Origin of the sequence: Pseudomonas sp. R38(2017), assembly GCF_002112395.1 — a bacterium.
Taxonomy (GTDB): domain Bacteria; phylum Pseudomonadota; class Gammaproteobacteria; order Pseudomonadales; family Pseudomonadaceae; genus Aquipseudomonas.
The window spans coordinates 494506-510724 of sequence record NZ_NEHN01000002.1 but is presented as its reverse complement, the minus strand read 5'-3'; the positions used below and the strand labels follow the sequence as shown (position 1 = coordinate 510724).

General features: G+C 61.2%; 13 protein-coding genes. 4 read left to right on the top strand and 9 right to left on the bottom strand.

All coding sequences use genetic code 11. The features are described from left to right. Positions 1-35 precede the first annotated feature (35 nt). Both CAF87_RS05935 and CAF87_RS05930 read left to right on the top strand, forming a co-directional pair. A complete protein-coding gene (locus tag CAF87_RS05935; protein ID WP_085730821.1) occupies positions 36-1661 on the top strand; it encodes a methyl-accepting chemotaxis protein in 1626 nt (541 codons plus the stop codon). 41 nt (positions 1662-1702) lie between these two features. After that, positions 1703-2890 carry a pyridoxal phosphate-dependent aminotransferase gene (locus CAF87_RS05930; RefSeq protein ID WP_085730822.1) on the top strand — a complete coding sequence of 396 codons (1188 nt, stop codon included), beginning with the start codon at positions 1703-1705 and terminating at the stop codon, positions 2888-2890. Positions 2891-2896: 6 nt separating this feature from the next. Here the strand turns inward: CAF87_RS05930 and CAF87_RS05925 are convergent, their stop codons facing one another. The 8 genes from CAF87_RS05925 to CAF87_RS05890 all read right to left on the bottom strand — a co-directional run bounded on the left by CAF87_RS05925 (position 2897) and on the right by CAF87_RS05890 (position 13217). After that, the gene (locus CAF87_RS05925; protein WP_085731259.1) at positions 2897-3865 is read right to left on the bottom strand and encodes a D-glycerate dehydrogenase; all 969 of its coding nucleotides are present in this window, start codon (positions 3863-3865) and stop codon (positions 2897-2899) included. 21 nt (positions 3866-3886) lie between these two features. After that, entirely contained in the window at positions 3887-5185 is a 1299-nt protein-coding gene (locus CAF87_RS05920; RefSeq protein WP_085730823.1) for an MFS transporter, read from the bottom strand. 64 nt (positions 5186-5249) lie between these two features. Continuing rightward, positions 5250-6200, bottom strand: a complete 951-nt coding sequence (locus tag CAF87_RS05915; RefSeq protein ID WP_085730824.1) for a sugar kinase — start codon at positions 6198-6200, stop codon at positions 5250-5252. Beyond that, on the bottom strand, positions 6193-6975 hold the full coding sequence (locus tag CAF87_RS05910) for a TIM barrel protein (RefSeq protein ID WP_085730825.1): 783 nt from the start codon (positions 6973-6975) through the stop codon (positions 6193-6195). The genes CAF87_RS05915 and CAF87_RS05910 overlap by 8 nt, the downstream gene beginning before the upstream one ends. Positions 6976-7041: 66 nt before the next feature. Then, entirely contained in the window at positions 7042-8067 is a 1026-nt protein-coding gene (locus CAF87_RS05905) for a LacI family DNA-binding transcriptional regulator (protein ID WP_085730826.1), read from the bottom strand. Between the two features lie 158 nt (positions 8068-8225). After that, on the bottom strand, positions 8226-8867 hold the full coding sequence (locus tag CAF87_RS05900) for a DUF1345 domain-containing protein (protein WP_085730827.1): 642 nt from the start codon (positions 8865-8867) through the stop codon (positions 8226-8228). Positions 8868-8945: 78 nt separating this feature from the next. After that, on the bottom strand, positions 8946-12044 hold the full coding sequence (locus tag CAF87_RS05895; protein WP_085730828.1) for an efflux RND transporter permease subunit: 3099 nt from the start codon (positions 12042-12044) through the stop codon (positions 8946-8948). A gap of 15 nt (positions 12045-12059) precedes the next feature. After that, complete coding sequence (locus CAF87_RS05890) at positions 12060-13217, bottom strand: efflux RND transporter periplasmic adaptor subunit (RefSeq protein WP_085730829.1); 1158 nt, start codon at positions 13215-13217, stop codon at positions 12060-12062. 184 nt (positions 13218-13401) lie between these two features. Here CAF87_RS05890 and CAF87_RS05885 point away from each other — a divergent pair, with 184 nt between their 5' ends. Together CAF87_RS05885 and CAF87_RS05880 are read left to right on the top strand one after the other, a co-directional pair. Next, positions 13402-14103 (top strand): response regulator transcription factor, encoded by a 702-nt coding sequence (locus CAF87_RS05885; protein ID WP_007960391.1) that lies wholly within the window; start codon positions 13402-13404, stop codon positions 14101-14103. Between the two features lie 4 nt (positions 14104-14107). Continuing rightward, complete coding sequence (locus CAF87_RS05880) at positions 14108-15409, top strand: ATP-binding protein (protein WP_085730830.1); 1302 nt, start codon at positions 14108-14110, stop codon at positions 15407-15409. A gap of 76 nt (positions 15410-15485) precedes the next feature. Here CAF87_RS05880 and pncA read toward each other — a convergent pair whose 3' ends face one another. After that, positions 15486-16112 carry a bifunctional nicotinamidase/pyrazinamidase gene (pncA, locus tag CAF87_RS05875; RefSeq protein WP_085730831.1) on the bottom strand — a complete coding sequence of 209 codons (627 nt, stop codon included), beginning with the start codon at positions 16110-16112 and terminating at the stop codon, positions 15486-15488. Positions 16113-16219: the final 107 nt, after the last annotated feature.

Sequence of the window (16219 nt, the reverse complement as noted above, 5' to 3'; positions counted from 1 at the left end):
GATGCTCTTAGCTTCGACTTTCCGAGAGCCTTCCTATGTCCTTGCGTAATCTGAATATCGCGCCCCGTGCCTTCCTCGGTTTTGCCTTTATTGCCCTGTTGGTGATCGTGCTCGGCGTGTTCGCCGTCAACCGCATGTCGGTCATCCGCCAAGCGTCCGTCGAAATGCAGACCAACCAGTTGCCCAGCGTCGCTTACCTTGGCGTGGTGACGGAAAACGTCTTGCGTATGCGGATCCTGTCGTTCCGCGTTCTGGTTAACCGTGAGGCGGCCGGTCTGCAAGAGGCGCAAACCCGCATTGGCGTGTTAGTGGACAAGGTGCGCAGTGCTCAGGCCGCCTACGCCGCGTTGCCGGCAGAGAGCGAAGAGCGTGCGCAATATCAAGCGTTCGCCACGACGCTGGACAACTACCTGCAAGCCCAGAACCAGATGATGGAGCTGTCCCGTCAGGACAAGCTCGATGAAATGCGTACCCTGATCAACACAAAGATCAAGGACGGCACCGACCAGATGGGCGAACAGCTCAACAAACTGATTGCGATCAACGCCGCCGGTGCAAAGGAAGCCTCCATTCAGGCCGGTGAACATTACGACAGCGCCATCACCGGCGTCGTCATCGTGTCGATCATCGCTGCGGTGGCCACGGTGCTGCTGGCCTTGATGCTGACCCGCAGCATCGTTACCCCGTTGAATCGCGCCGTGACAGCGGCACAAACCATTGCCGGCGGCAATCTGACCAAAACCATCGAAGTCGACGGCAAGGACGAACCGGCGCGCCTGCTCGAAGCGCTGGCCGAGATGCAGGCCAACCTGCGCAAGACCATCGAACAGATTGCCGGCTCCGCCACGCAACTGGGCGCCGCCGCCGAAGAACTCAGCGCCGTGACCGAAGAAGCGTCCCGTGGCCTGCAACAACAGAACGATGAAATCGAACAGGCCGCCACCGCCGTCAACGAAATGACCGCTGCGGTGGAAGAGGTGGCACGCAATGCGGTGTCGACCTCCGAAGCTTCGAACCAGTCGTCCCACGCCGCCCGAGAAGGTCGCGACCAAGTGGTGAAAACCGTTGACGCGATCCAGACCATGACCCACGACGTGCAGAACACCGCGCAAATGATCGAAGGCCTGGCTGCTCAGGGCCGTGACATCGGCAAGGTGCTGGACGTGATTCGCGCCATCGCCGAACAGACCAACCTGCTGGCGCTCAACGCCGCCATCGAAGCGGCCCGTGCCGGTGAAGCCGGGCGTGGTTTCGCCGTGGTGGCGGACGAAGTTCGTGCCCTGGCACATCGCACCGCGCAATCGACCCAGGAAATCGAAAAAATGGTTGCCGGTATTCAGAACGGTACTGGCGAAGCGGTGGAGTCGATGCAGCAAAGCAACCAGCGCACCCACACAACGCTGGAAATGGCCCGTGCCGCCGGCATCGCGCTGGAGCAAATCACGCAATCGATTCACCAGATCAACGAGCGCAATCTGGTGATTGCCAGCGCATCTGAAGAGCAGGCGCAGGTGTCTCGTGAGGTGGATCGTAATCTGGTGAACATCCGCGATCTGGCCACACAATCGGCCGCCGGCGCCAACCAGACCAGCGCCGCGACTCACGAACTGTCGCGTCTGGCGGTGGATTTGAATGCGATGGTGGCGCGGTTTGTGATTTGACCTAGGGTGAAGGCTGGAGACCGCGCAATCAGGAGACGTACATGCGCTATTCAGCCTTGACCCAACGAATCGCCGGGGAGGGAGCAGCGGCCTGGCGGATTCACGACCGAGCGCTGGAGTTACGCGCCGAGGGCATTGATGTCTTGCTGCTGTCCGTGGGTGATCCTGATTTCGATACGCCGCTGCCGATCATCCACGGCGCCATCGACAGCCTGCTGGCGGGCGATACCCATTATTCCGAAGTGCGCGGCCGGCTGGAGCTGCGCAAAGGGATCGCCGAGCGCCATCGGCGAAAAAGCGGCCAGGACGTGGACGCTGACCATGTGATTGTTCTGCCCGGCGCGCAATGCGCCGTGTATTCGGTGGCGCAATGTCTGCTGGATCCGGGCGATGAAGTCATCGTCGCCGAGCCGATGTACGTGACTTATGAAGGCGTGTTCGGTGCTTGCGGCGCAACCGTGGTGCCGGTGCCGGTTCGCCCGGAAAACGGTTTTCGTGTCGACCCGGCAGATGTCGCAGCGCGAATCACCCCGAAGACCCGGGCCATGCTGCTCAACAGCCCCAACAATCCTTCCGGCGCCAGTCTGTCGCTGCTGATCTGGCAGGAGCTGGCGGCGTTGTGCATCCGTCATGACCTGTGGCTGATCAGCGATGAGGTCTACAGCGAATTGTTATACGAAGGCGAGCATGTCAGCCCGGCCAGCCTGCCGGGCATGGCCGAACGTACCGCGACTATCAACAGCCTGTCCAAATCCCACGCCATGACCGGTTGGCGAATCGGCTGGATGATCGGGCCCAAACCCTTGGCCGAACATTTGGTGAACCTGTCGCTGAGCATGTTGTTCGGCCTGCCGGATTTTGTGCAGAAAGCCGCGCAGGTGGCGCTGGAGAAGGATTTGCCGGAAGTGACGCAGATGCGCGAGGAATACCGTTTGCGCCGGGATCTGGTGTGCGAGCGGTTGCGCAGCTGTCCGGGGTTGTACCCGATCAAGCCGGATGGCGGGATGTTCGTGATGGTCGATGTGCGTCAGACCGGGATCGGCGCGCAGGACTTTGCCGAGCGGCTGCTGGAAGGGTATGGGGTTTCGGTGCTGGCCGGTGAGGCGTTCGGGCCCAGTGCGGCGGGGCATATTCGCATCGGACTGGTGCTGGATCGGGTGAAACTGGCTGATGCGTGTTCAAGGATCGCGTTGTGCGCTGCGCAGCTTTTGCAAGTGCGCAGCGCCTGACCTCGATCAGCGTGGGGGATTTACCAGGTTGGCGGGCCTTTCACCAGCCAACGCCGCCAACAGATTCTCCACCGCACACCGCGCCATCGCTTCGCGCGTTTCATGGGTTGCCGAGCCCATGTGCGGCGTCGCCACGACGTTATTCAACTGCAGCAACGGCGAATCGTGATTCAGCGGCTCGCGCTCGAACACATCCAGCCCCGCCGCGCGAATCCGGTTATGGCGCAAGGTTTCGATCATTGCCGCTTCGTCTACTACTTTGCCTCGGGAAATGTTGATGAAGATGCTTTCCGGGCGCATCAACGCGAACTGTTCTGCGCCGATCAAACCTTCAGTCTGTGCGGTCAGCGGCAGGGTCAGGCAGACGAAGTCCGCCTGCTGCAACAAATCCTCAAGGCTGCGGTACTGCGCATCGAAACGTTCTTCGACCACAGGTTTGCGCGATTGGCTGTGATAGATCACCGGCATCCCGAACCCGAAATGCCCGCGCTGCGCCAGCGCCTCGCCGATCCGACCCATGCCGATGATGCCCAACGTCTTGCCGTGCACATCGGTGCCGAAATGCGCCGGGCCGATGCTGCGATGCCAGTGGCCGCCGCGCACCATGTTCGCCAGTTCAACCACGCGCCGGGCGGTGGCCAGAATCAGCGCGAATCCGGTGTCGGCCGTGGTTTCGGTGAGCACGTCCGGAGTGTTGGTCAGCAGGATCCGGCGCCGGGTCAGGTAGTCGATGTCATAGTTGTCGACGCCCACCGAGACGCTGGAAATCGCTTCGAGTTTCGGCGCCAGATCGAGCAGCGCCGCGTCCAGTTTCAGACTCGCGCCGAGCAATCCGTGGGCACTTGGCAAAGCGTCGCGCAGTTTCATCAGACCGTCGGCGTCGAGACTGTCGATCAGCGTTACGTCGACCTTTTCCTCAAGTCGCGCCATCAACGCCGGCGAAAGCTTTTTGTACAACACAACCTGCTTTTTCATCGCAGTCATCTCTCTATCAATTCAGGAATGAGCCGGCAGCGGAGGCGGTGCGACACGCTTGGCCGTCACCCGGTCGCTCGCGCCGGGCTTGAGAAAAATCGTCAGCACCACCGAGAGCATCAGTGCGCCGCTCATCAACAGGTACGAAGCGCCGGGCGAACCGGTTGAGCTGTTCAGGTAACCGACCAGATACGAACCACCGAAAGAACCGAGGGCGCCCATGCTGTTGATCAGAGCCATGGCGCCACCGGCAACGTTGGCCGGCAGGATCTCCGGCACGATGGCGAAGAACGGGCCGTAAGGTGCGTACATGCAGGCGCCGGCGATCACCAGCAACGTGTACGACCACCAGAAGTGTTCCGCGCCCAAGGCGTAGGAGCCATAGAAAGCCACCGAAGCAATCAACAGCGGCGGCCAGACGAAGCGTTTGCGCTTTTGCAGTTTGTCCGAGCCCCAGGACACCAGCAGCATGCCGATCACTGCCGCGAGATAAGGCAACGCCGACAGCCAGCCGGCCTCGATCATGTCCATTTGCGCGCCGGCCTTGAGGATCGACGGCAGCCACAGCACGAAGCCGTAGACGCCGATGCTCCAGCAGAAGAATTGCAGCGCCAGAATGATCACCTTCGGCGAACGGAAGGCTTCGGCGTAGTTCTTCACCGCTTTGATCCCGACCTGTTCGGCGGCGAGAACGCTCTCAAGATCATGCTTTTCCTGGTCGCTGAGCCACTTGGCCTGGGCCGGACGATCATCGGCGAGCTTCCACCAGATGAATGCCCAGAGCACCGCCGGCAAGCCTTCGATGATGAACATCCAGCGCCAGCTGAAATGCTGCACCAGATAACCCGAAACCACCGACATCCAGAGCATGGTCACCGGGTTGCCGAGGATCAGAAACGTGTTGGCCCTTGAGCGTTCGGCGCGTGTGAACCAGTGGCACAGGTACACCAGCATCGCCGGCATTACCGCCGCTTCGACCACGCCGAGCATGAAGCGGATCACGATCAGCCAATAGGCGTTGGAGACCACACCGGTCAGCGTGGCGAGCCCGCCCCAGAGGATCAGGCTGACGAAGATCAGTTTCTTCACGCTGTGCTTTTGCGCGTAGATCGCTCCGGGCACCTGGAAGAAAAAGTACCCGAGGAAGAACAGCGCGCCGAGCAGCGAGGACAGGCCCGGCGTGATCATCAGGTCTGCGGCCATTCCGGAGGCGGCGGCGAAACCGTAATTGGCGCGGTCCAGGTACGCCAGGCTGTAGGTGATGAACACGATCGGCATGATGTACCACCAGCGGCGGGTGGCGAGGGTTGCGGTTTTCATGGTCTTGCTCCTGAGCTTGTTGTTTTTGTCGCAGCAGGTTCAATGAATCGGTTGTTGCGTGTGCTCACGCGGCAGCGTGGGATGAATCAGCAGAAAGTTCGGATCGGGTCGGCAAACCCTCCATGTCACCACGGCTCTGCACCGCCCGGCTGCCGATCCAGTTGGCGCGTCTGACCGCCTCGGGAAAACTCTGATGCTCCAGCAGGGCGCTGATCATCCCCACCGCAAATCCATCGCCGGCGCCGACCGTATCGACCACGGTTTCGACCGGCACCCCGGCGACAAAACCCTGATCCAGATGTGTGCGGTAATACGCGCCTTGCGGCCCGAGCTTGATCGCCACGGCTTCGGCACCCTGATCGAGATAGAACGCAGCGATATCCGCCGGGTCTTCAAACCCGGTCAGCAAGCGGCCTTCGCTCAACCCCGGCAACACCCAGTGGGCGAGGGCGGCGAGGCGGTTGATCTCGGTGATCATCTCCCGCTCGCTGGCCCACAGGCTCGGGCGCAGGTTCGGGTCGAACGACACGCTGCGCCCGGCGTTGCGCATGCGGGTCATCAGTTCACGGGACATTTCCCGGGCCGATGCGGACAGCGCCGGGGGAATGCCGGTGGCGTGCAGATGTCGGGCGCTGAGCAGCGTCGGGGTGATCGACTGCGGCGACAGGTGACTCGCCGCCGAGCCGCGACGGAAATACTCGACCGTCGGGTCGCTGCCGTCATCGTTGCGCGACTTGAGCTGGAAACCGGTCGGGTGCGCGTTGTCGACTTCGACATGGCTGCAGTCCAGTCCTTCGCGAACCAGGGTCTCGACTACAAATTGTCCCAGCGAATCGGCACCGACCCGACTCAGCCACGCAACGTTGAAACCCAACCGGGACAAACCGATGGCGACATTGCTGTCCGCCCCGGCAATGCGCCTGTGGAACTGATCGACGAAGGCCAGATCACCGCTCTGTTCGGCGACAAACATGGCCATGGTTTCGCCGAACGACAGAATATCGATCTCAGACATGGGCAGGCTCCAGACGGGATTGGCCGAGGCGGGCGAGGGCGGCGACGTGTTCGGTGGTCAACTGCACCAGGTCCTCGCCCTGCAACGGGTATTCGGCGGCGCGCATAACGCCTTGGGCCATGTGCCGCAGCAGTTGTTCCCACAGATGCAGGTCGGTTGCGGCGGGCGGCACCGCTACCAGTTTGCCGTCGGCGCGACGGGCCACGGCTTTGCAATGCACGTAGCCGACATGCCGGCCCAGCAAGCGTGCGGCACTGGTGGCGGACTGGTCTTGCCACTGCCAGTTGCCGATGTCGAAGGTCATCTTGATCGGCAGGTTGTGCTGCTCGACGGCGGCGAAGAAGCGCTGGAACGGCTCGATGCGACCGCCGTGCAGGGTCTGGTCGTTTTCTACCAAAAGCTGAACAGGACTTTGTGCAAGGATTTGCGCCAAGGCTTGCAGATCACCGTTGTCGGTGAAGAATCCAAGGGAAACCTTCAGCCACTTCGAACCGAACGCTTCGGCGTTTTGCAGCGCGGTGATGAGTTCGGGATTGGGCCGCGACTGACCGGCCAGCCACAGCTCGGTGGGCGAGGAATAGATGCTTTGCAGGCCTTGAGCGTGGGCGGCGGCAGCAAGTTGTGCGGGTACTTCGTTGGTCAGCAGTTCTTCGCGCCATTCGATGCGATTGGCGCCGGCGGCGGCCAGCACTTCGATGAATGAGCCTTGGCCGCGACGACGAACAAGGTCGGCGCCGTAGCTGGAGAGGCTGATGGAAATGGCAGGTTTATTCATTGTTATCTACCTCTGAAACCGGTTTCATTTTTGTTCAAAAAAATTTTTGGGTGGCCCCGTAGGGCCTTATTCCGCCTTATTGCGCGTTGAGCCGCGCTCGATCAGCACCGGCGCAAAATCCAGCGTCCGCGTCACCTCGGTATCCCCACGCAACCGCTTGAGCAAACACTCAAACGCCCGCGCCCCAATCTCCTCTGTAGGCTGTGCAAGGGCAGTAATCCCGCTGCCCACCAATGGATACCAATCCAGGTCATCCAGCGCGATCAACCCGACATCCTCGAACAACCGGCAGCCAATCTCACGTAAAGCCAGGGTGCAGGCCAGCGCCGCCACGCCATTGGCGCAGAACAGGGCCTTCGGGCCGTTTTCAGGTGTGTTCAAAAAGGTTTGAAGATCGTTCGCAAGACTCGAGCCGGTTGCCAACACTGCGCCACGCATGTCTTCTCGCTGGCCAATCTGCTGCTGAAAGCTGCTGACCCGCTCGATCCGCGAACTGGTCCCGTCATAGGGTTCAGTCACCAGCAGCACATCGCGATAGCCGCGCTGCTGAAGATGTTCCAGCGCCATCTCGATGGCTTGCGGGTTGTTCAATCCGACCATGTCGCTGTCCAGCCCGTCGACCTTGCGATCCACCAGCACCAGCGGCATTTCCCGCTTCAACTCATCCAGTTCATCCCGGTGATGGCCGAGGGTGTTCACGATCAGCCCTTCGATGTTGTACGAGCGCAGCAGCGCCAGATGCTGGCGTTCCTGTTCGTCATCGCGGTCGGTGTTGCACACCACCAGGCTGTAGCCGTGCCGGCGGCAGGCAGTTTCCACCCCGTGCATCACGGCAATCGAATAAGGGTTGCGGATATCGGCCAGCAGCATGCCGATCAGGCGCGTGCGGCCGCGTTTCAAACCACGGGCCATCTGATTGGGGCGATAGCCGAGTTCGGCGATCGCCTGCTCGATGCGTTGGGCGATGGCATCGGAGAGCAGGGCGCGGTCGTCGCCGATGAAGCGCGAGACGCTGGCCTTGGACACGCCCGCGTGTTCGGCGACGTCGAGCATAGTCACGCGGCTGCGCTGGGCGGCGGAGAAGTCGTTCACGGTCTGAAACCTTGTTATTGGATTTGTCAGGTCAGATCGCTGTATCTGGATCTGAAACCGGTTTCAGGAAACACCAGAAGAGAATCGATCGTCAAGAGAATGATCGGGAGAAATTCGTAAGTCGCCGACAAATGGCGTTTCGCAGGGAGCCGCTGACGTCAGCCGAACAACCCGGCGGCGATGTTGATCGAAAACCCGAGGATGGCGGTGTTGAATACAAACCCGATCAACGACTGCGCCAGCACAATCTTGCGTATCTCACGAGTCGCAACGCCCACATCCGCCGTCTGCACAGCCACGCCGATGGTGAACGAGAAGTACAGAAAGTCCCAGTAGTTGGGTGTCGTCAGGCCTTCGGCAAAACGCAGTGCCGGTTCCTTGCCATCCCAGGTGTAAAACAGCCGGGCGTAGTGGACGCAGAAAATCACCCCGATCAGCAGCCACGAACCGATGACGGTCAGTGCGGTAAAACCGTAGTGCAAGAGTTTGCGGGTGGTTTCCAGGTCCTTGCTGCCAGCCAGCTCGACGGTAATGGTCGCCAGGCTCGCCAACGCCGCGATGCAGACGACAAACAGCACCAGCCCGGCATTTTCATCCTCGACTTCGGCAATGCGTTTGACGTCCGGCGCTTTGGCGCGGATGGTCAGCCAAAGCATCAGGATCAGGTAAGTCCAGACCCCGGCATTCCAGCCGATGAGGATCTTGCTGATGACGGAATCGACGGGTGCCAGCAGGCCGACGGCAAGGCCGAACAGGGCGGCGGCGGAGAGGCGAGGATGGGTGCGAGCGAGGAAACGCATGGGAACTCGATGGGCCAGGGTATGCAGACACCTTAGCCCAGCGCGGCGACCCGTGGCCACCGCGCCGAAAGCGGTCAATCAATCAGGCTTGGCAAACCTGCGCACAAGCTTGATCACGACAACGAAAAACACCGGCACAAAGATCACCGCGAGCGTCGCCGTAATCATCCCGCCAATCACCCCGGTACCAATCGCCTGCTGACTCGCCGAACTCGCGCCCGTGGCAATCGCCAGCGGTACCACGCCCAGAATGAACGCTAGCGAAGTCATGACAATCGGCCGCAACCGCAGACGCGCAGCTTGCAGTGTGGCGTCAATCAGATCGTGACCTTCGTCATACAGGCTCTTGGCAAACTCGATGATCAGGATCGCGTTTTTCGCCGACAATCCGATGATGGTGATCAGGCCGACCTTGAAGAACACGTCGTTGGGCATCCCACGCAAGGTCACTGCCAGCACTGCACCGAGTACACCCAGCGGCACAACGAGCAGCACCGAAGTCGGAATCGACCAGCTCTCGTACAAAGCCGCCAGACACAGGAACACGATCAACAGCGACAACCCGAGCAGGATTGGCGCCTGACTGCCGGACAAACGCTCCTGCAACGACAGCCCTGTCCATTCCTGACCCAGCCCTTTCGGCCCTTGGGCCACCAGCCGTTCGATCTCCGCCATGGCTTCGCCGGTGCTGTGACCGGGTTTCGGTTCGCCGGAAATCGAGATCGCCGGATAGCCGTTGTAGCGGGTCAGTTGTGCCGGGCCCTGAGTCCAGGTGGCTCTCACAAAAGCCGACAGCGGCACCATTTTTCCGGCGTCATTGCGCACGTGCATTTTCAGCAAGTCATCGACCTGACTGCGACGGTCGCCCTCAGCCTGTACAACCACCCGTTGCATCCGACCCTGATTGGGGAAGTCGTTGACGTACGAGGAGCCGATGGCGGTGGACAGCACGTTACCGACGTCGGCGAACGAAACTCCCAGGGCGTTGGCCTGCTTGCGGTCCACTTCCAGTTGCACTTGCGGTGCTTCGGCCAGGGCGCTTTCACGCACGTTCATCAGGATCGGGCTTTTTTCGGCGGCTTCCAGAAGTTGGGTGCGTGCCTCCATCAAAGTCGCATGACCGAGGCCACCGCGATCCTGCAGGCGGAACTCGAAACCGCTGGACGTACCGAGACCGTCCACCGGCGGCGGCAGCACGGCGAAAGCCACGGCATCCTTGATCTGACTCAGGGCGATGTTCGCACGGTCGGCAATCGAGCTCGCTGAATCGTCGCCGCCACGTTGCGACCAATCCTTGAGTGTGGTGAAGGCCAGCGCAGCGTTCTGCCCGCTGCCGGAGAAGCTGAAGCCGAGTATCACGGTGCTGTCGCCCACACCCGGTTCGCCGGCGTTGTGCGCTTCGATCTGCTCGACCACCTGCACCGTACGGTTCTTGCTCGCACCGGGTGGCAATTGAATGTCGGTGATGGTGTAACCCTGATCCTCGACCGGCAGGAACGAAGAGGGCAGGCGCGCGAAGCACAGGCCCAGACCCACCAGCAACACAACGTAGATCAGCAGATAACGACCGGTGCGTTTCAGCGCATAGCCGACCCAGTCCTGATAGCGATTCGTCAGCCGCTCGAAGCGGCGGTTGAACCAGCCGAAGAACCCGTTTTTCTCGTGATGCTCACCTTTGGCGATTGGCTTGAGCAGCGTTGCGCACAACGCCGGGGTCAGGGTCAGGGCGAGGAACGCCGAGAACAGGATCGAAGTCGCCATCGACAGCGAGAACTGGCGATAGATGACGCCCACCGAGCCCTGCATGAATGCCATCGGAATGAACACGGCCACCAGCACCAGCGTGATGCCGATGATCGCGCCGGTAATCTGCCGCATCGCTTTGCGAGTCGCCTCTTTGGGCGACAGGCCTTCGGTGGCCATGATCCGTTCGACGTTCTCCACCACCACAATGGCGTCGTCCACCAGAATGCCGATGGCCAATACCATGCCGAACATGGTCAGCACGTTGATCGAGAACCCCAGCGCGAGCATGGTCGCGAAGGTGCCCATCAACGCCACCGGCACCACCAGCGTCGGGATCAGTGTGTAGCGGATGTTCTGCAGGAACAGGAACATCACCGCGAACACCAGCAACATGGCTTCGCCGAGGGTGTAGACCACTTTGGTGATCGAGACCTTCACGAATGGCGAAGTGTCGTAGGGAATCTTGTATTCCACGCCCGCCGGGAAATAACGCGACAGCTCATCCATCTTCGCCCGGATCAAAGTCGCGGTACTGAGGGCATTGGCGCCCGGTGCCAGTTGCACGCCGACGGCGGTGGACGGCTTGCCGTTCAGACGGGTGCCGAACTGGTATTCCTGGCTGCCGATCTCGACCCGCGCCACATCCTTGATGCGCACGGTGGAGCCGTCCGGGTTGGCCTTGAGCACGATGTCGGCGAACTCTTCCGGCGTCGACAGTTGTCCCTTGACCAGTATCGTCGCGGTGATTTCCTGAGTGTTCGGGCTCGGCAGGTCACCAATGCTGCCTGCGGAAACCTGAGCGTTCTGCGCAACGATGGCGGCGTTGACGTCGGCCGGTGTGAGGTTGAAACCGATCAGCTTCTGCGGATCGATCCAGATCCGCATCGCCCGCTCGGCGCCATACAGCTGAGCCTTGCCGACGCCGTCGATGCGCTTGATCTCGTTCATCACGTTACGCGCCAGGTAATCGCTGAGCGCCACGTCGTCGAGCTTGCCGTCGCTGGAGGTCAGGGTGATCAGCAACAGGAAACCGGCGGAGACTTTCTCCACCTGCAAGCCTTGCTGATTGACCGCTTGCGGCAGGCGCGACTCGACCACTTTCAAGCGGTTTTGCACGTCAACCTGCGCCAGTTCCGGGTTGGTGCCGGGCTGGAACGTCGCCTTGATCGTGGCGCTGCCGAGGCTGCTCTGCGATTCGAAATACAGCAGGTGATCGGCGCCGTTGAGCTCTTCCTCGATCAGGCTGACCACGCTCTCGTCGACGGTCTGCGCCGAGGCACCCGGGTACACGGCATAGATTTCGATCTGCGGCGGTGCGACATCGGGGTATTGCGCCACCGGCAATTGCGGGATGGCCAGCGCACCGGCCAACAGGATGAACAACGCGACGACCCAGGCGAACACCGGGCGGTCGATAAAGAACTGCGGCATAGAAGAGCGTCCTGCTTACTGACCAGAGGTCTGGGCAAGTGGAAGAGGGGTGTCGTCGATCTGCACCACTTCGCCCGGACGGGCGTGCTGCAGGCCTTCGATGACAATGCGGTCGCCGGGCTTGAGACCGCCGGTGACGATCCAGCGGTCGTTCTGCACTGCGCCGAGTTGCACTGGCTGCTGGGCGACGCGCATCTGATCGTCGACGGTCAGCACCTGCGCCACACCGGCGCTGTCACGCTGTACCGCGCGTTGCGGCACGGTCAGACCGTGCTGGATCACGCCTTGCTCCAGACGCACGCGAACGTAGCTGCCGGGCAGCAGATCGAGATCCGGGTTGGGGAATTCGCTGCGCAGAATGATCTGCCCGGTGCCCGGATCGACCGTGATGTCGCTGAACAGCAATTTGCCCGGCAGCGGATAGAGGCTGCCGTCGTCCTGGATCAACGTGGCCTTGACCTGATCCTGGCCGACTTGTTGCAACTGGCCGGAACGGAAGGCCCGGCGCAGCTCATTCAGTTCACGGGTCGACTGGCTGAGGTCGGCATGGATCGGGTTCAGTTGCTGGATCAGCGCCATGGGCGTGGTTTCGTTCTGGCCGACCAGCGCGCCTTCGGTGACCAGCGCACGGCCGACTCGCCCGGAAATCGGCGCAGTGACGGTTGCGTAACCTAAGTTCAGTTTCGCCCGTTCGACGGCAGCCTTGTTGGCGGCGACGTCGGCGGCGGTCTGCCGGGCGTTGGCGCGGGCGTTGTCGTAGTCCTGAGCGCTGATGGCCTTGTCATCGATCAACTGGGCGTAGCGCTGTTCCTGCAGTTTTGCCTGGAACGCGTTGGCTTCGGCCTTGCGCAGGGCGGCTTCGGCGCTGTCCAGGTCAGCCTTGAACGGTGCCGGATCAATGCGGAACAACACGTCGCCCTTTTTCACGTCGCTGCCTTCGCGATAGGTGCGTTGCAGCACCACGCCGGCGACCCGGGCGCGGACTTCGGCGATGCGCGGTGCGGCAATGCGCCCGCTCAGCTCGCTGCTGATCGACAGGGGACGCGCCTCAAGGGTTTCGACCCGCACGGTGGCCGGTGGCGCCTGTTCCTCAGTGCTCGAGGATTTACCACAGGCACTCAGCGTCAGCGCCAATGCGATCAGGCCGAGCCCGGCCAGCAGATTCTTCGACATGTACGACCCCCAATATTGATGTGCGCATCCTACGGACAGGCACCGAAGGTAGCGGTGAAGCTTTGTAGGTGCTGTGTGAAATTGTGTAAGGGTTTTGCTCTGGGACGAGTGAGGGCGTATATCCTTTACGCCTTGAAATTTATTGCGACATGACTGTCGCCACCGCTCGCTCTGGATCACCTCAATGCCCAACATCCTCCTGGTCGAAGACGACACCGCTCTCGCCGAACTGATTTCCAGCTATCTGGAACGCAACGGTTACTCCGTCAGCGTGATCGGTCGTGGCGACCATGTGCGCGAACGGGCGCGTCTAAACCCGCCGGACCTGGTGATTCTCGACCTGATGCTGCCGGGCCTCGACGGATTGCAGGTGTGTCGCCTGTTGCGCGCCGACTCGGCGACGCTGCCGATCCTGATGCTCACTGCCCGTGATGACAGCCACGATCAGGTGCTGGGCCTGGAAATGGGCGCCGACGATTACGTCACCAAACCTTGCGAGCCGCGAGTCCTGCTGGCGCGGGTGCGCACCTTGCTGCGGCGCAGCAGCCTCGGCGAGCCGATGACTGCCAACGACCGCATCCTGATGGGCAATCTGTGCATCGACCTGTCGGAACGCACTGTGACCTGGCGCGAACAACCGGTCGAGCTGTCCAGTGGCGAATACAACCTGCTGGTGGTGTTGGCCCGTCATGCCGGTGAAGTGTTGAGCCGCGACCAGATCCTGCAACGCCTGCGCGGTATAGAGTTCAATGGCACCGACCGTTCGGTGGATGTGGCGATTTCCAAACTGCGACGCAAGTTCGACGACCACGCGGGCGAAGCGCGCAAGATCAAGACCGTGTGGGGCAAGGGTTATCTGTTCAGCCGTTCCGAGTGGGAATGCTGAGTCGATGTTCAGAATCCTGTTTCGCCTGTATCTGGTGACGATCGTTTCCTACAGTGCGGCGATCTATCTGGTGCCGGATCTGGTGGTGATGGCGTTCAGGGATCGGTTCGTCACCTACAACCTCGATTATTCCCGTGGCCTGCAATCGCTGATCACCAAGCAGTTTCGCGCGGTGCCGCAGGATCAATGGCCGGCGGTTGCGGCGTCGATGGACAAGGATTTTCAGCCGCTGCACATCGTCCTCGCCCGCATCGATAACGCCGACTTCACCCCGATCGAACAAGAGCGCCTGCGTCGCGGCGAAAACGTGGTACGCATCGGTGACTGGGGCTGGCGCACGCTGGCGGTGACGCCGCTGAACGACCAGGTGGCCGTACAAATGGTGGTGCCACCGGATCCGATGGACGTGAATTTGCTGTACTGGAGCATCAACGTCCTGATCGGTGCGAGTTTGCTGGCGTGCCTGCTGCTCTGGCTGCGGCCGCACTGGCGTGATCTTGAGCGCCTGAAAGGCACCGCCGAGCGCTTCGGCAAAGGCCATTTGAGCGAACGTACGCAAATCGGCTCGAGTTCGAACATCGGCAGTCTGGCCACTGTGTTCGACACCATGGCCGGCGACATTGAAAACCTGCTCAATCAGCAGCGTGATCTGCTCAACGCGGTGTCCCACGAACTGCGTACGCCACTGACCCGACTGGATTTCGGCCTGGCGCTGGCGCTGTCCGATGATCTGCCGCAAACCAGTCGTGAACGCCTGCAAGGTCTGGTGGCGCACATTCGTGAACTGGATGAGCTGGTGCTGGAGTTGCTGTCCTACAGCCGCCTGCAAAATCCGGCGCGTTTGCCGGAACAGGTAGAAGTGTCGCTGGACGAGTTCATCGACAGTATTCTGGGCAGCGTCGACGAAGAGCTGGAATCCCCGGAAATCGTCATCGATGTATTGCTGCACAACCAACTGGAACGCTTCTCGCTGGACCCGCGCCTGACGGCCCGCGCAATTCAGAACCTGTTACGCAACGCCATGCGCTACTGTGAAAGGCGCATTCAGATCGGCGTGCAGGTTTGCCCGAAGGGCTGCGAGATCTGGGTGGATGACGATGGCATCGGTATTCCGGAAGATGAGCGGGAGCGGATTTTCGAACCGTTCTATCGACTGGACCGCAGCCGCGATCGGGCTACGGGCGGGTTTGGCCTGGGGCTGGCGATCAGTCGTCGTGCGCTGGAGGCGCAGGGCGGGACGTTGACCGTGGAAGGTTCGCCGCTGGGCGGGGCACGATTCAGACTCTGGCTACCAACCCCGACCTGATGATCGCTGAGTTCCCACCCAGAGCGCTGAGCTCTGATCGTTCCCACGCGGAGCGTGGGAACGATCATCAAGTCGGTCAGAGCAGCTCAGTCGACTGGATCAGTCCAACCCTGGCCACCTGCATCCGCTCGATAGCCGCCGCCAGCGAGCCATTCAAGTCAATCGCCCGGCAAGCATCCAGCACCACAAACGCATTGAACCCCGCCGCCCGTGCATCCAGCGCGGAGAACATCACGCAGAAATCCAGCGCCAGACCAACCATGTACACCGTGTCGATCCCGCGTTCCTTCAGATAACCGGCCAGTCCTGTGGTCGTGACGCGATCCGCTTCCAGAAACGCCGAATAGCTGTCGATGTCTGGGTTGCAGCCCTTGCGGATGATCAATTGTGCGTGGGGCAGATCGAGTCCCGAGTGAAACTCGGCACCGCGTGAACCCTGAATGCAATGGTCCGGCCACAGAGTCTGCTCGCCATACGGCAGTTGAATCACGTCATAAGGCTGACGGCCGGGATGGCTGGAGGCAAACGAAGCATGCCCCGCCGGGTGCCAGTCCTGGGCGATGACCACTTGCTTGAACTGCCCGGCGAGCCGGTTGATCGACGGAACGATCAGGTCACCTTCGGGCACAGCCAGTTGGCCGCCGGGAATGAAATCGTTCTGTACGTCGATGACCAGCAAAGCAGTACGGATTGAGCTCGGCATTAGAGTCCCTCTTTGGAAAATCACCAACCCAGCATAGTGCAGCGCGTTTTCAGAGATTAAACGGCGGTTCAACAATTTCGCTTCGTCATCAGAGTGTCGGGAATTCG

Excerpts from the sequence above, each read along its gene's own strand:
- CAF87_RS05935 (WP_085730821.1), top strand. The coding sequence starts at position 36 with ATGTCCTTGCGTAATCTGAATATCGCGCCCCGTGCCTTCCTCGGTTTT.
- CAF87_RS05930 (WP_085730822.1), top strand. The coding sequence starts at position 1,703 with ATGCGCTATTCAGCCTTGACCCAACGAATCGCCGGGGAGGGAGCAGCG.
- CAF87_RS05925 (WP_085731259.1), bottom strand. The coding sequence starts at position 3,865 with ATGAAAAAGCAGGTTGTGTTGTACAAAAAGCTTTCGCCGGCGTTGATG.
- CAF87_RS05920 (WP_085730823.1), bottom strand. The coding sequence starts at position 5,185 with ATGAAAACCGCAACCCTCGCCACCCGCCGCTGGTGGTACATCATGCCG.
- CAF87_RS05915 (WP_085730824.1), bottom strand. The coding sequence starts at position 6,200 with ATGTCTGAGATCGATATTCTGTCGTTCGGCGAAACCATGGCCATGTTT.
- CAF87_RS05910 (WP_085730825.1), bottom strand. The coding sequence starts at position 6,975 with ATGAATAAACCTGCCATTTCCATCAGCCTCTCCAGCTACGGCGCCGAC.
- CAF87_RS05900 (WP_085730827.1), bottom strand. The coding sequence starts at position 8,867 with ATGCGTTTCCTCGCTCGCACCCATCCTCGCCTCTCCGCCGCCGCCCTG.
- CAF87_RS05895 (WP_085730828.1), bottom strand. The coding sequence starts at position 12,044 with ATGCCGCAGTTCTTTATCGACCGCCCGGTGTTCGCCTGGGTCGTCGCG.
- CAF87_RS05890 (WP_085730829.1), bottom strand. The coding sequence starts at position 13,217 with ATGTCGAAGAATCTGCTGGCCGGGCTCGGCCTGATCGCATTGGCGCTG.
- CAF87_RS05885 (WP_007960391.1), top strand. The coding sequence starts at position 13,402 with ATGCCCAACATCCTCCTGGTCGAAGACGACACCGCTCTCGCCGAACTG.
- CAF87_RS05880 (WP_085730830.1), top strand. The coding sequence starts at position 14,108 with ATGTTCAGAATCCTGTTTCGCCTGTATCTGGTGACGATCGTTTCCTAC.
- pncA (WP_085730831.1), bottom strand. The coding sequence starts at position 16,112 with ATGCCGAGCTCAATCCGTACTGCTTTGCTGGTCATCGACGTACAGAAC.